The sequence below is a fragment of the Pseudomonas sp. MS646 genome (genome assembly GCF_036693845.1).
Lineage (GTDB): Bacteria > Pseudomonadota > Gammaproteobacteria > Pseudomonadales > Pseudomonadaceae > Aquipseudomonas > Aquipseudomonas chlororaphis_E.
Window position 1 is genome coordinate 2,984,440 of sequence record NZ_CP144763.1, and the last position, 14,842, is coordinate 2,999,281.

Annotated in this window: 10 protein-coding genes; 8 read left to right on the forward strand and 2 right to left on the reverse strand. The window is 61.0% G+C overall.

All coding sequences use genetic code 11. The features are described 5' to 3' along the window. Positions 1 to 24: 24 nt before the first annotated feature. Positions 25 to 2,460 carry an MMPL family transporter gene (locus tag V3H56_RS13180; protein WP_042731503.1) on the forward strand — a complete coding sequence of 812 codons (2,436 nt, stop codon included), beginning with the start codon at positions 25 to 27 and terminating at the stop codon, positions 2,458 to 2,460. Positions 2,461 to 2,483: 23 nt separating this feature from the next. On the opposite strand, the gene V3H56_RS13185 is transcribed toward V3H56_RS13180, so the two are convergent. Continuing rightward, the gene (locus V3H56_RS13185; RefSeq protein WP_042731504.1) at positions 2,484 to 3,362 is read right to left on the reverse strand and encodes a LysR family transcriptional regulator; all 879 of its coding nucleotides are present in this window, start codon (positions 3,360 to 3,362) and stop codon (positions 2,484 to 2,486) included. 131 nt (positions 3,363 to 3,493) lie between these two features. Between V3H56_RS13185 and V3H56_RS13190 the strand changes: the two genes are divergently transcribed. From V3H56_RS13190 to V3H56_RS13200, 3 genes are read left to right on the forward strand one after another with little or no spacing between them, the layout of a single operon-like run. Beyond that, entirely contained in the window at positions 3,494 to 4,786 is a 1,293-nt protein-coding gene (locus V3H56_RS13190; protein WP_042731505.1) for a citrate:proton symporter, read from the forward strand. Beyond that, entirely contained in the window at positions 4,787 to 6,148 is a 1,362-nt protein-coding gene (locus V3H56_RS13195; RefSeq protein WP_338474730.1) for an acyclic terpene utilization AtuA family protein, read from the forward strand. It abuts the gene before it with no gap. Further along, entirely contained in the window at positions 6,145 to 6,471 is a 327-nt protein-coding gene (locus tag V3H56_RS13200; RefSeq protein ID WP_047739300.1) for a hypothetical protein, read from the forward strand. The genes V3H56_RS13195 and V3H56_RS13200 overlap by 4 nt, the downstream gene beginning before the upstream one ends. 7 nt (positions 6,472 to 6,478) lie before the next feature. Here the strand turns inward: V3H56_RS13200 and V3H56_RS13205 are convergent, their stop codons facing one another. Continuing rightward, on the reverse strand, positions 6,479 to 6,721 hold the full coding sequence (locus tag V3H56_RS13205) for a hypothetical protein (protein ID WP_144419483.1): 243 nt from the start codon (positions 6,719 to 6,721) through the stop codon (positions 6,479 to 6,481). Positions 6,722 to 7,103: 382 nt separating this feature from the next. Between V3H56_RS13205 and V3H56_RS13210 the strand changes: the two genes are divergently transcribed. The 4 genes from V3H56_RS13210 (at position 7,104) to V3H56_RS13225 (ending at position 14,819) form a co-directional block, all read left to right on the forward strand. Beyond that, positions 7,104 to 7,550: an NUDIX hydrolase gene (locus tag V3H56_RS13210; RefSeq protein WP_080964420.1), complete on the forward strand. Its 447-nt coding sequence runs from the start codon at positions 7,104 to 7,106 to the stop codon at positions 7,548 to 7,550. A gap of 328 nt (positions 7,551 to 7,878) precedes the next feature. Further along, entirely contained in the window at positions 7,879 to 11,373 is a 3,495-nt protein-coding gene (locus tag V3H56_RS13215; RefSeq protein ID WP_144419482.1) for a PAS domain S-box protein, read from the forward strand. A gap of 216 nt (positions 11,374 to 11,589) precedes the next feature. Continuing rightward, complete coding sequence (locus V3H56_RS13220; protein WP_144419481.1) at positions 11,590 to 13,797, forward strand: AAA family ATPase; 2,208 nt, start codon at positions 11,590 to 11,592, stop codon at positions 13,795 to 13,797. Continuing rightward, complete coding sequence (locus tag V3H56_RS13225; RefSeq protein ID WP_053007426.1) at positions 13,794 to 14,819, forward strand: HNH endonuclease; 1,026 nt, start codon at positions 13,794 to 13,796, stop codon at positions 14,817 to 14,819. The genes V3H56_RS13220 and V3H56_RS13225 overlap by 4 nt, the downstream gene beginning before the upstream one ends. Positions 14,820 to 14,842 lie beyond the last annotated feature (23 nt).

Below are 14,842 nucleotides of genomic sequence, written 5' to 3' on the forward strand. Positions count from 1 at the left end.
CTGTGGCCGTATTCGGAGTCCGATGTGAACGAGCATAATCCTGCCCTCGAACAGCAAGTGGTGATCGCCCGCCTGGAGGATTTCGATCCGCGTTCCGGCAACCTGGGCGAGCGGGCGATCTTCAATCACCGTCCCTGGGTGATCCTGCTCTGCCTGCTGGCGACCCTGGTGCTGGGCTACCAGGCCAGCAAGATCGGCCTCAATGCCAGTTTTGAAAAGACCATCCCGACCTCCCATCCCTACGTCGCCAACTTCCTGGAACAGCGCAGCGAACTGAGTGGCCTCGGCAACTCGGTCCGCATCGCCGTGGCGGTCACCGAGGGCAGCATCTTCGACAAGGACTACCTGGACACCCTGGCCAGGCTCAACGACGAAATCTACCTGCTGCCCGGCGTCGACAAGCCCTACATGAAGTCGCTGTGGACGCCGACCACGCGCTGGACCTCAGTGACCGAAGAAGGGCTGGATGGCGGCACGGTCATCCCCGACACCTACGACGGTTCGCCGGCCAGCCTGGAACAGGTGCGCACTAACGTGGCCCGCTCCGGCGAGATCGGCCAACTGGTGGCCGGCAACTTCCAGTCCAGCGTGATCTTCGTGCCGTTGCTGGAAATCAACCCGGAGACTGGCAAGGCCCTGGACGCAGGCGCGTTCTCGCGGCAACTGGAGGCCTTGCGCGACAAGTACCAGAACGAGCGCATCCAGATCCACATCACTGGCTTCACCAAGATCATCGGTGACCTGGTCGCCGGGTTGCTGCAGGTCATGCTGTTCTTCGTGGTCGCGGTGCTGGTGACCGTGGCCGTGCTCTACTGGTACACCCGTTGCGCCCGCAGCACCGCGCTGGTGGTGCTGTGCTCGCTGGTGGCGGTGCTCTGGCAGATGGGTTTGCTGGCCACGCTCGGTTATGACCTGGACCCTTATTCGGCGCTGGTGCCGTTCCTGGTGTTCGCCATCGGCATGAGCCACGGTGCGCAGAAGATGAACGGCATCATGCAGGACATTGGTCGCGGCACGCACCGGGTGGTCGCTGCGCGCTATACCTTCCGCCGCCTGTTCGCCGCCGGCATGACCGCGCTGCTGTGTGACGCGGTCGGGTTCGCCGTGCTGATGGTGATCAAGATCCGGGTCATCCAGGACCTGGCGATCACCGCCAGCATCGGTGTGGCGGTGCTGATCTTCACCAACCTGATCCTGCTGCCCATCCTGCTCAGCTACATCGGCGTTGGCAGCCAGGCGGCGGCGCGCAGCCTGCGGGCGGAAACCGCCGAGGTGCAGGCGAACGTCAAGCACCCGTTGTGGCGCTTCCTCGACCTGTTCACCCAACGGCCCTGGGCTTATGTAGCCTGCCTGGTAGGCCTGCTGCTGGCGGTCGGCGGGTTCGCGATCAGCCTGCACTTGAAGATCGGCGACCTCGACCCGGGTGCCCCGGAGTTACGTCCCGACTCACGCTACAACCGCGACGCGGCCTTCATGACGCAAAACTACGCGGCCAGTTCGGACATCTTCGTGGTCATGGTCAAAACCCCAGAAGACCAGTGCACCCGCTATTCGACCCTGGCCGCCGTGGACGCCCTGGCCTGGCAACTGGAGCAACTGCCGGGCGTCGAGTCGACCAACTCCATGGCCGCCCTGAGCAAGATCGCCGCCGCCGGCTACAACGAAGGCAACTTCAAGTGGTACGAATTGATTCCCAACGACGGTGCCCTGGGCGCGGTGCAGACGCGGGCGCCACGGGAGCTGTTCAACCAGGGCTGTTCGCTGCTTTCGCTGTACGTCTACCTCGCCGACCACAAGGCCGATACCCTGGAGCGGGTGGTGCAGACCAGCGAAGCCTTCATTGCACAACAGCAACTGCCGCAGGTGAAGTTCATGCTCGCCGCGGGCAGCGCCGGGATCGAGGCCGCGACCAATATCGTGGTCAAGAAAGCCATGCGCGAAATGCTGTTCTGGGTCTATGGCGCGGTCATCCTGCTCTGCTGGGTGACGTTCCGCTCCTGGCGCGCGGTGCTCGCCGCCGTGCTGCCGCTGATGCTCACCTCGATCCTCTGCGAGGCCTTGATGGTGGGCCTGGGCATGGGCGTCAAGGTGGCCACGCTGCCGGTGATCGCCCTGGGGGTGGGCATCGGCGTCGACTACGCCCTCTACGTGCTGAGCGTGATCCTCACGCACATGCGTGCCGGCGCCTCGCTGTCCGAGGCGTATTACCGGGCGCTGCTGTTCACCGGCAAGGTGGTCCTGCTGACGGGCATTACCCTGGCGATCGCCGTGGCGACCTGGGCGTTCTCGCCGATCAAGTTCCAGGCCGACATGGGTATCCTGCTGGCGTTCATGTTCCTGGTGAACATGCTCGGCGCGCTGATCCTGCTGCCGGCGTTGGCGTACTTCCTGTTGCCACAGAGGTTGTTCGCAAAAAAGCCTGAAGCCAGTGGCGCGTTGCAAACGGTGGTGCAGCGGTGAGCCTACGCCTGCATGCCTAGGCTTTAGAAAAACGCCTTGGCCATCGCGATGAATTGCTCGGCGGCCGGCGACAGCGCCTGGCCGGTGCGGGTGATCAGGCCAAGCTGGCGGGTGACGTCCGGGTGATCCACGGGGATCTTGACCAGTCCCGCCCGGTCATCGTCCGCCGATTCCGGCAGCAGGCTCACCCCCAGGCCCTGGCGCACCAACGCCAGGACCGTCGACATGTAGTTGGCCTCCAGTCCCGGCATGAGTGTCAGGTTGGCGTCGGCGAACAGTTGTTCCACCAACTCGCGCACGCTGCTGTCGCGTCCGGTGAGGATGATCGGTTGGGTCGTCAATTCGCTTGGCTTGATCGTGCGTCGCCGGGCCAACCGATGACCGATCGGAAGAAACAGGCAAAGGCGATCTTCCAACACCGTTTCAAACGCCAACCCATGGTTCGTCCGCGCACGCACGCCGAGGCCGAAGTCCACTTCGCCGTCGCGCACCAGGGTGTCGATCCGGCGTGCCACGACATCCCGCAAGCGCACCTCGATTCCCGGAAACTGCTCACGAAACTGTTTCAACAACGGCGGCAGCGCACCGGCACACAGCGAGGGCAGGGCGGCGAGGGTGACGACGCCTCGGCGCAGCGCCGCCAGGTCCCGGGAGGCGTTGACGATGTTGTCCAGGTCCAGCAGCAGTTTCTCCATCGGCAGCAGGTTGTTCTGCCCGGCACTGGTCAGGGCCAGGTGACGCGGGCTGCGTTCGAGCAAGGCGACGCCGAGCCAGTCTTCCAATTGTTGGATCTGCACGGTCAGCGCTGAAGGCGAGAGGTTCAGGGCCGCCGCGGCCTTGGCGAAACTGCCGGTTTGCGCCACGGCAAGGAAGGCGCGGATGTGCTGGATCGAGTTCTTCATTTTGTTTTTCCGAATGCAGGTCACCGAACATTTCAATTTACAAAGAATATCGGCAATTCCAATACTCGGGGAAAACAACAACAGCGCATCTCATCGCCACCGCGAACAGAGATGCCGAACAGGACCTCCCCATGCTCGCCATACTCGGTGTCGTCACCATCCTCTGTCTGCTCGCCTGTGTGATGAGCAAACGCCTGTCCCCCCTGGTCGCCCTGATCGCACTGCCGATCATCGCCGCGCTGATCGGCGGTTTCGGCCTGCAAACCAGCGCATTCATCATCACCGGCATCAAGAACGTCGCCCCGGTGGTCGGGATGTTCGTGTTCGCGATTCTGTTCTTCGGCGTCATGACCGACGCCGGCATGCTCGACCCGATCATCGACCGTATCCTCAAGCGTGTCGGCACCCGGCCGACGCGTATCGTCATGGGCACCGCGTTGTTGGCGCTGCTGGTGCACCTGGACGGTTCCGGCGCGGTGACCTTCCTGGTGACCATTCCGGCCATGCTGCCGCTGTATACCCGCCTGGGCATGGACAAGCGCATCCTGGCCTGCGTCACCGCCATGGCCGCCGGGGTCAACTTCCTGCCCTGGACCGGCCCGGTCTTGCGCTCCTCGGCGGCCTTGCATGTGCCGGTGGCCGATCTGTTCCAGCCGCTGATTCCCGTGCAACTCGTCGGTCTGGTCTTCGTCTTTGCCTGCGCCTGGTACCTGGGGCGTCGCGAAGAAAAGCGCCTGGGGCTGGGCGCCGGGGCAACCGTCGAGGTGGTCGCGCAGCGGGTGCTCAGCGAGGCGGAAGTCGCCTTGCGCAAGCCACGCCTGTTCTGGCTCAACCTGGTCCTGACCGTGGTGGTGATGGGCGTGATGATTGCCGGCGTGGTGGATCCGGTGGTGATGTTCATGCTCGGCACGGTCCTGGCGTTGTGCATCAACTACCCGAACGTCGATGCCCAACGCGCCCGCATCGACGCCCATGCGAAAACCGCCCTGACGATGGCGAGCATTCTGCTGGCTGCCGGGGTCTTCACCGGCATCATGCAGGGCAGCGGTATGCTCAAGGCCATGGCTGAGGTGGCGGTGGCGCAGATTCCCGCCGGGCACGGCAAATTGATCCCGATGGTCGTGGGGTTCATCTCCATGCCCCTGAGCCTGCTGTTCGACCCCGATTCCTTCTATTTCGGCGTGATGCCGGTGGTGGCCGAAGTCGGGCGCGCCCTGGGCGTCGATCCATTGCAAGTGGCCCAGGCGTCACTGCTGGGCGTGCACACCACCGGTTTCCCGGTCAGTCCGCTGACCCCGGCGACGTTCCTGCTGGTGGGGCTGTGCAAGATCGAATTGGCCGATCACCAACGCTTCACCATTCCCTTCCTGTTCGCCGCCTCGGTGCTGATGACCGTGACGGCGCTGCTCATTGGAGTCTTTTGAATGAAAACCTTACGCATCGGCTCCGGTGCCGGTTATTCGGGCGATCGTATCGAGCCGGCGATCGAATTGGCCGAGCACGGCGAGCTGGATTACCTGGTGTTCGAATGCCTGGCCGAGCGCACAATTGCCCTGGCCCAACAAGCGCGGCTTGCTGATCCGCAGGCCGGCTACGATCCGTTGCTCAGTGAGCGGATGCTCCGGGTGCTGCCCTTTGTCGGCCGTGGCACCGAGGGGCGTCGCCGATTGCGGGTGATCACCAACATGGGCGCGGCCAATCCCTTGGACGCGGCCCGGGAAGTACGGCGCATCGCCCGGCAGTTGGGCTTGTCGGGGCTGAAGGTGGTCGCGGTGACCGGCGACGATGTGCTGGCCACCGTGCTGGAAGATTCGAGGCAGACCCTGGATAACGGCCAGACCTTGGCGTCATTGGGCAAGCGCCTGATATCGGCCAACGCGTACCTGGGGGTGGACGGCATCATCGAGGCATTGCAGGCCGACGCCGACGTGGTGATTACCGGTCGGGTGGCCGATCCGTCGTTGTTTCTCGCGCCGCAGGTGTTCGAGTTCGGCTGGGCGGCGGACGATTGGACCCGGTTGGGTCGCGGCACCCTGGTGGGGCATCTGCTCGAATGCGCGGGGCAGCTCAGCGGAGGCTACTTTGCCGATCCGGGGTTCAAGGACGTGCCTAACCTGGCGCGCCTGGGCTTTCCCTTGGCTGAAGTGGACGCGACGGGCCATGCAGTGATCAGCAAGGTCGCAGGTTCAGGTGGGCGCATCGACCCGGCGACCTGCACCGAACAGATGATTTATGAAGTGCACGACCCCGCCGCGTACCTCACCCCCGATGTCAGTGCCGATTTTTCCGGTGTCTCGTTCACGGCGCCCGGGCCGGACCAGGTCGCCGTCCAGGGGGCTGATGGCCAGGCGCGACCCGCCGATCTCAAAGTATCGGTGGGTTACCTCGATGGCTGGATCGGCGAGGGCCAGATCTCCTATGGCGGGCCGGGGGCCCTGGCGCGCGGCCGTTTGGCCCGGGAGGTGGTGCTGGAGCGCTTGAAACTGACCGGCGTGGTCTATGAAGAGATCCGCGCCGAGCTGATCGGGGTCGACGCGCTGCACGGCACCGAGCTGGGCGCACGCTCGGACAGCGAGCCTTGGGAAGTGCGTTTGCGGGTCGCGGCCCGTTGCGCTGACCGCGCCGCGGCCGTGCGCATCGGCAACGAAGTGGAAACCCTCTACACCAATGGGCCTTACGGCGGTGGCGGGGCGAACAAATCGGTGCGTCAGGTGGTGGCGGTGGCTTCGTTGTTACTGCCGCGCGACGCGGTCAGCGTGAAGATTCATTCGGAGGACCTGCAATGAGTCGCCTCAAACTGCGAGACCTGGCCCATTCCCGCACAGGGGACAAGGGCGATACCTCCAATATCTCCGTGATTGCGTTCAACGCCGAAGATTATCCGCGCCTCTGTGAGTGGCTCACGGTGGAGCGCGTTGCCGAGCATTTTGCCGGGCTGCTGGACCCGCAAGGGCCGATGATCCGTCGCTATGAACTGCCCAATGTGCGGGCGCTCAACTTTGTCCTGCCTGGCATCTTGCGGGGTGGGGTTACCCGTTCGCTGGCGCTCGATGCGCATGGGAAGGCACTGGGGGCGGCGTTGCTGGACCTGGAGATGCCGGGCTCCTGAGGAACGATCACGGGTGCGCCTTGACGTCGGTCGAGACGACACGCTCCTGGCCGCTCGCGCCCGACGCAGTGCTCGGCACCCACGACCGCTCGCTGCGGCATTTGAACTTCACGCCTTTGCGCGCCGCCATGTGCCTGGCCGATTCCACGCACATCGCTTTAGTGGCGTAGGTGGGCTCGTGCTTGCGTTCTTCCACGCAGCCTTCGCCGCCGGTGCAGATGGTCATAACCATAACGTAGACGGTCATCATCCTGATATTGCTCCCATCGAAACGATGCGATTGATGCACCTTGCATTGGCCCCGAAAGGCCCAGGCGAGAAGCAATGACAAGCGGATGATGAGCCTTCCCTCAAACCTCCAGCAATGGCACGGCGATGCCTTCCGTCGGAAAAATGTCACTTATTGTCTGCGTTGATGATTTGGTCAAAATCGACGCCATTATGTTGGCGTTTCTGCAAGGCGGAGCGATTAAATGCTATTGAGAAAATCGGGCACGGCTGGTGCTACGCCTATTCGTGACAGTTGAGGTGAAATGGGCGAGCTCCTATCGCATAATTGGCCGCCATACGCAGCATTGAATGCCTTTTGCGCGGAGGGAAACGTATCGTCCAATCAAAAGGGAATTTCACTCGTGTCAGAACCACGCATTCGCCCCCTCGCTCTGTGTATCTTCCATCACCAGGGAAAGATACTGGTCAACCAGTTCTACGACGCCGTTGCACAGCAGACGCTCTTTCGCCCTGTTGGCGGCGGCATTGAGTTCGGTGAAAGAGGGATCGAAGCCATTGCCCGAGAAGTGCAGGAAGAACTGGCGCTTTCGATCAGTGATGTTCGATTGATCGGCACGTTGGAAAGTATCTTCACCTACGCAGGCAAACCAGGGCATGAGATCGTCCAGGTCTTCGATGCAAGGTTCGATGATAAAAGCGTCTATGAACGTCCTTGGCTGGATGGCCATGAAAGCAATGGTGCTCCGTTCAGAGCCAAATGGTGCCTGGGCTCCAGTTTTACCGCGACATCCCCACTGGTACCTGAGGGGCTTTTCGAGCTGCTCAAACAGGCTTCGCTGTTGGATTGAATGACTGATGTGAGGGGGTAAACGTCCTCACAACGTTGCCCTGGCGACTCGAAACTCTGAGTGATCACGCTTTCTACCTGTCACGCTGGAGGCGGAGCGGCTCAGCTACAATGCTGTAGACCGCGCCCAGCCCCCACATACAGCGGTTTGAATATGCAAGCGGACAAGCTGGTGAACGGTTTCGATTCGATATGAGGCGCGGTGCTACGCGTCTACAAAATCGAACGGGAACCGACTCCGGATGTCATGGCTTACATTGCCTCAATGAATCACATTTATTTCAGCCAGTCCGGGAAGAGAACACTTGGCCGGCATTTGGAGACTCAGTTTGTCTACTGTACCGGTTGATTTGGAAGGCGAGGACCGCCTGTTTCATGTGCTCGATGCCAGTGAGCGATTGGCTGCCGCTGGATCGGTAGAGGACGTGGTTGCAGTGCTCCGCGACACCGCACGTGCCGCCGTCGGGGCTGAGGGCATCGCGGTCGTCATTGAGCATGACGGGCGTTGTCATTACGTCGCGGAGGATGCGGTCTCTGCGCTTTGGCAGGGCCAGAGCTTTGCCGCCGACCAGTGTGTTTCAGGGTGGGCGATGCACCATCGCGAGACGGTCGTCATCCGTGACGTGCTACTGGATCCGCGCGTTCCCAAGGACGCTTACGCCGCGACGTTCGTCCGTAGCCTCATCATGGTGCCCATTGGCCGGCCCGTTGCGGTTGCAGCGCTGGGCGCGTACTGGTCGCAGGTTCACACCCCCGATCGCGATACGATCAAGCGGCTGGAAAGCCTGGCGAGCCTGGCGACGATTGCGCTCGAGAACGCGCGCCTCACCCAGGCACGCAATCGTGCGGCGGCGCTTGGGGAGGCACAGAACCGCATTTTGAAACTGTCTGTTGAAGATACCCCCCTCGACGTCGCGCTGGATGCGATCGTTCGCGAGGTCGAGGCGTTGTCCATGTCCCGATTTCTGGGAAGCATCGTGGTTCTCAACGACGATGACCCGAATCTGCGGTATTGCGCAGGTCCCAGTCTTCCCCGCGCCTACAATGACGAGGTAAAAAAACTGATCGCGGGCTTGAGCGGTGGCGCCACCCGTATCTCGCCGTTGCCGAGCGATATCGGCCTTTTACCTGGGGCACTCAACGATCTGCTTTCGGCCAAGTTACAGGCGCTGGCTACCGCTTATGGCCTGCACACGTGCTCCTCATTCCCGATTCTTTCAGCCCAAGGCGCTGTGCTGGGTGTTTTCATGTTGTATCACCCTGAACCACATGAGCCTTTATCGACGGATGTCGAGATCCTCGGCTTCATTGTCCAGACAGTCGGGCTGGTCCTGGACCGTGAGCAAACAAAAGCCAAGATGCGCATTAGCGAGGCGCGCTATCGCCAGATCGTCGAGGGCGCGGAAGACTTCGCAATTATCACGTTCGATGCGCAAGGCACGGTCACGAGCTGGAGCACCGGTGCACAGCGCATCGTCGGCTACGTCGCCGAGGAGGTAGTGGGGCGTAAGGGTGACCTCTTCTATACCGCCCTGGACCAGGCCGAGCGGGTGTTTTACGGCGAACTCCACATCGCCCAGGATCACGGCCGGGCTGTCAACGAGCGCTGGCACGTGCGCAAGGACGGTACGCGTTTCTGGGGTTCGGGGCTGATGATGCCATTGGCCCTGGATCACGGCGGTTTTGTAAAGATCTTCCGCGACCGTACGGTCGAGCATCAAGCGGAAGCGGCGCTGGAGAAGAGCGCGTCGCGACTGCGCTTTTTCGATGAACTCGATGGCCGTCTCTTTCACGTCCACCAGGCCGAAGACGCGATGATCGCCGCGACCGGCTTGCTGGGCGAGAAGCTCAACGTATCGCGCTGCGCTTATGCAGATGTCGATGGCGATCATGACCGTTTCTGGATTCGCAGTGACTACAGCGCGCCCGGCATCGAGAGCTCGGTCGGGACGTACAGCCTCGATGTTTTCGGACCACGGGCTGCTGCCGACATGCGCGCCGGGCGGACCTTGATCATACGTGACGTCGCCGCGGAGCTGACTCACGGCGAAGGGCTGGAGACCTTTCTGTCCATTGGCATTCACGCGATTATTTGCTGCCCGTTGGTCAAGGACGGTCGTCTGACCGCGATGATGGCCGTTCATCAAAATTCGCCCAGGGATTGGTCACAGTCCGAAATATCGTGGGTGAGGGAGGTGGCCGAACGTTGCTGGGCGCACGTGGAGCGGGTAGGCGCCGAAATGCGCTTGCGTGAGAGCGAGGAGCGACTGCGACTGGCCGTCGAGAACGCCGATATCGGCTTCTGGGACGTGGATATCGTTCACAACACGCTGATCTGGCCCGCTCAAACCAAGGCGATGTTCGGCATCTCTGCTGATGTGCCAGTCACGTTGCAGGATTTCTATGACGGCTTGCACCCGGCGGACCGAGAGGCAACGATCGAAGCATTCGCGGCGGCCATCGATCCGCAACGGCGTGCACTCTATGAAGTCGACTACCGCACGATTGGTCGCGAGGATGGCATCGTTCGCTGGGTGGCGGCCAAGGGCCGAGCCGTATTCGATGCGTCCGGCCGCTGCTTGCGCTTCACCGGTACGGCGGTAGATGTCACCCCTCGCAAGGTGGCCGAAGAAGAACTGCGCGAGCTCAACGCCACGCTTGAATTGAGGGTGGCCCATGCCATCGCCGAGCGGGAAGAGGTCCAACAGGCATTGCGTCAAAGTCAGAAAATGGAAGCGATGGGACAGCTCACCGGCGGTGTGGCCCATGACTTTAACAATCTGCTGACCCCGATCGTCGGCACGCTCGACATGCTCCAGCGCAGAGGTGTGGGCGGGGATCGGGAACAGAGGCTGATTGGCGGCGCGCTGCAATCGGCTGATCGCGCAAAAACCCTGGTGCAGAGATTGCTCGCCTTTGCCCGCCGCCAACCACTCCAAGCCGTTCCCGTGGACGTGGCAAAGCTGGTTGGCGAAATGGGTGATCTGGTGGCCAGCACGACCGGGCCACAGATCAAGGTGGTCGTCGAAGCGCCAATGGAACTGCCGGCGGCGATGGCGGACCCGAACCAGCTCGAAATGGCGATTCTCAATCTCTCCGTGAATGCGCGCGATGCGATGCCGGAAGGTGGAACGATGAGGATATCGGCGAGCACCGAGGTGGTGGGTAATGGCCACCGTTCGCATCTTCCTGCAGGTCACTACGTCTGCCTTTCGGTGGCGGACACGGGCATTGGCATGGACGCGACCACACTGGCCCGGGCGGTGGAGCCGTTCTTTTCGACCAAGGGGATCGGAAAGGGCACGGGGCTCGGCCTCTCGATGGTCCATGGCCTGGCATCCCAGCTGAACGGCGCGCTCACGATTCAGAGTTCACCCGGCTTAGGGACAAACGTCGAGCTTTGGCTCCAGCGCAGCATGACCCTGCCGACAGCGGCCTTGCCTTATACCGAGGCCCTGGATCGACAATCGGTGCGAGGCACTGCGCTGCTAGTCGACGATGAGGAACTGGTACGCGCAACGACCTCGTACATGCTGGCAGACCTTGGTTACCACGTCATCGAGGCCGCATCAGGCGAAGAGGCTCTGCAATTGCTGGAGGCGGGGCAACAATTCGACCTCATTGTCACCGACCACCTGATGCCTGGTATCAGCGGCACTGAACTGGCCCGGGCGGTCCGCGTTTCGCGGCCCGGTACTCCGATCCTGCTCGTTTCTGGTTACGCCGAACGCAGAGGACTTGACCCGGATATCCCGCGCCTTAACAAGCCGTTTCGCAAGGATGAGCTGGCGGCAAGCCTGTCCAGGTTGGGTGGCTTGTTCTAGAAGGGCCGTCATATTCGGTACGCCTCGCCAGGATGGAGCAGGGAGGGGCGTTTTTTGCGACGGGATCAATGATGTCGTTGTGCCTGCTTTCCATTCATCAAACGTGCTAGATTTCACTCGGCGGTGCGAGCCAGAGCTCGCGGTCCAGAGCGATTTTCAGCGTTGGCTGGATGGCTGATGGATCTTTATGCCTTCTAGAGTTAAAAGGAACTGACTTTGAGATTTGTATGGCGGGATCCCAGCAGTACACCTGTTTCGCTCACGGCCGAGGCGTTGGTCGATGAAATGGCGCTCCTGCGGGAGCACTTTGATATGGCAACTGCCTCCCGGTTGACCCGACGCCCAAAGTTGAACCGACGAAAATGGAGTTCCCGGGAAGTAAAGTCAGCGCTGGTCGCGGCCTTCCAGGAGAAGTGCGGTTACTGCGAGAAAGATACCGGCCCCTTCGATTTCGAAGTCCATCACCACCGTCCAATGCTCAACGCCAAGAATCGGTTGGGTTATTCGGCCACTCCGAGCCCTGACCATTACGCCTGGTATGCCTATGAATGGGCCAACCTGGTATTGGCCTGTTCCGTGTGTGCGCGCTACAAGAGTTCACAGTTCCCCACGCAACACGAGCGTGTCGCGCCCTTTACCCCGCTGGCGCTGGCCGATCAAGAACGCCCCGTCCTGATTGACCCCTCGAACGACCAGCCTTTTGAGCACCTGGCATTCACCGTCGAAGGGATCTGCCTGGGCAAAAACGACCGCGGCAAGGAAACGATCGACGTCTTGAAGCTCAATCGAAGCGAACTGGTCGGTCGACGTGCCGCCATTTTTTCTGAATGGGTGGTCTTCTTCGAAAAGCTGCGCGGCAAGGACTATGCACTAATCCTCAGCGAGATCGAGAACCGGCTGGATGATCGCCGTGCTCATGTCGGGGCGGTCAGGATTTGGATCAGTGACTCGTTGCTGGCGACCTCAGAGAGGAGCACACCGCCACGCGAGGCTGAGTTTTTCAGTGAGCTGGCAGGTTTCATCAGCCTCTGCAATCCGCCGATGTGGCGCCGGTTCATCGATCACCTCAAGGGTGAACACGTGCCCCGGCGCATGCTGCGGTCGGATCTCGTCGACGCGGTGGGCGAGGTGCAGACGACCAAGTTCGCCCGTATCCGCTCGATCGATGTCAAACACTTCAAAGGGTTCAAACGCTTTACCCTGGATTTTTCCAGTCGGTCCGTGGCCGAGCAGGGCATCGCGCCGGCGGTGGTGCTGCTAGGGGAGAATTCGGTGGGCAAAAGCTCTCTGCTCCAGGCCATTGCCTTGGGCACAATGGGTCGGCATTTGCGCAGCCAGGTCAAGACAGACTTCGATGCCTTTCTTCGAAAGCCGCAAGGCCGCGCAGACCAGGTTTGGCAACAGCTCTCCGGCAACAAAGGCGCGACTCAGGCCAGTATTCGGATCGAATTTGACGACGGCAGCTTCAATGAAGTGCACATCCTGCGGGGTGGCGAGATCCATGACGTGTCTTTCGAGAGTGCGCTGGTGCTTGGTTATGGGGCCCATCGACAGTTCAGCGAACAACCGACGAACTACAAGAACATCAAGCCAGTCTCGAGCATCGTTTCGTTATTCAACAAACAACGCGTGCTACCACATTCGGCCGATTGGCTCGAATCACTTGACGAGAAAATCTTTCCAACGGTGGCCCGAGCACTTCGGGAAATCCTCAACTTGACGGACGAGGACGAGATCATCCGCACGGAGCGCTCCGGGCTGATGATCAGCAAGCACGGCGAAGACATACCACTGTCGAGGTTGAGCGATGGCTACCGATCGTTATTCGCCATGGCGCTGGACATCATCCGCAACATGGTGAAGCGATGGGGTGACCTGGAGAACTCACGGGGCATCGTGTTGATCGACGAAATCGAAATCCATCTGCACCCACGCTGGAAAATGCAGGTAGTCGGCGCCTTGCGTCGTGCGTTGCCGCAGGTCCAGTTCATCTTCACCACCCACGATCCGCTTTGTTTGAGGGGGATGCTCGATGGTGAAGTGCATGTACTGGTCCGCGATGAGGACCGGGCCGTCGTTGAAATGACCGGGTTGCCCGATGTCAGTGCCATGCGGGCCGAGCAACTGTTGACGTCCGAATACTTCGGCCTCGCCAGTACCGCCGAGCCCGAGACTCTTCGGCGTATCGATCGGTTGCTGCTTTCCGAATCCCGTAGCCTTGAGCCACAAGAGCAGTTTTCCGAGCGGCTGGACGCGTTCTCGATGATTGGCGACACCCCGGAACGCCAGGTCGTGAATGAAGCGTTGCGCCGGCACATCGTCGAACAGTTTCACTCCAATCGGCTTGACCGGGCAGAAGTGCGTGAGGAATCGGTCCGCCTGATCCTGGAGACGCTTCGCGAAGCTGGCGAGGCCGGACAATGATTTATGTTAAGCGCGAGGATGTCGACGAGCCCTTATCGCTTGCCGAATTGAACAGCCCGGCGGCCAAGGAGCGTACCCGAGCGGCCGCTTTTTATGCGGCCCGAGCCACTCAGCCGGCGCCTCCGAAAACGAATGCCAAAGCCAAGGGGAAGACGGCCAAACCAGCTAAAAAAACCAAGAAATTCAACTTCAAGGCCTATGGGGCAAAAGACGTAAGGCAGGCGTTGAATACGCTGTTCCATAAAAAATGTGCCTATTGCGAATCCAGTTACAAAGCGGTGGGCCCCGTCCAGGTCGAACACTTTCGGCCCAAGAACCGGGTGATCGACCATCCTGGCCATACGGGCTACTGGTGGCTGGCGTCCGATTGGACCAATCTGCTGCCCAGCTGTATCCACTGCAATAGTTCCGAGTACCATGAAGTTCAAACCTTCACGGCTGAACAGCCCTACACGCAAAAAATGCAGGGGAGCGCCTATAAGCTCGGCAAATATGATGCCTTCCCGATTCGTGGGCAGCGTGCCATGGCTAAAGGCGATGATCTGAAGGCCGAGGATGCCTGCCTCATCGACCCCACTCAACGCAACCCGGATATGCACCTGCAATGGATCGTCGAACGGGGCCTGAGTCTGATTGCTCCGCTGAAAGTGGGGAATGACTGGGACCCTTACGGACTTGCCACCTATCAAATATTTGGCTTGAACCGAGTGTACCTGGTGGAGGCGCGCACCGAGCTGATGCTGGAGGTTCAGAACCAGTTGATGAAGGCGGAAAACGCGCTCAGGAAAGCAGCCCCAATGGATCACAGGGAACCATTCTTCCAACACCTGCGCAATGAAGCCAAGACCATTTTCGCTGAACTGCAAGCCCGGGCTGCACCCTCGAAACCCTACTCGGCCATGGTCAAGAAGCTGGTCACTGATAATCGCGACCGGATGATCGCCGAGTTCGAAGCCGCGGTGCTTGGGGCATCTCGCAGCTCCCATCCCCCAGGGAAATCGACTCACTTTTGGGATAGCTGAGGGCCGTAAGGGCTTCACCAATA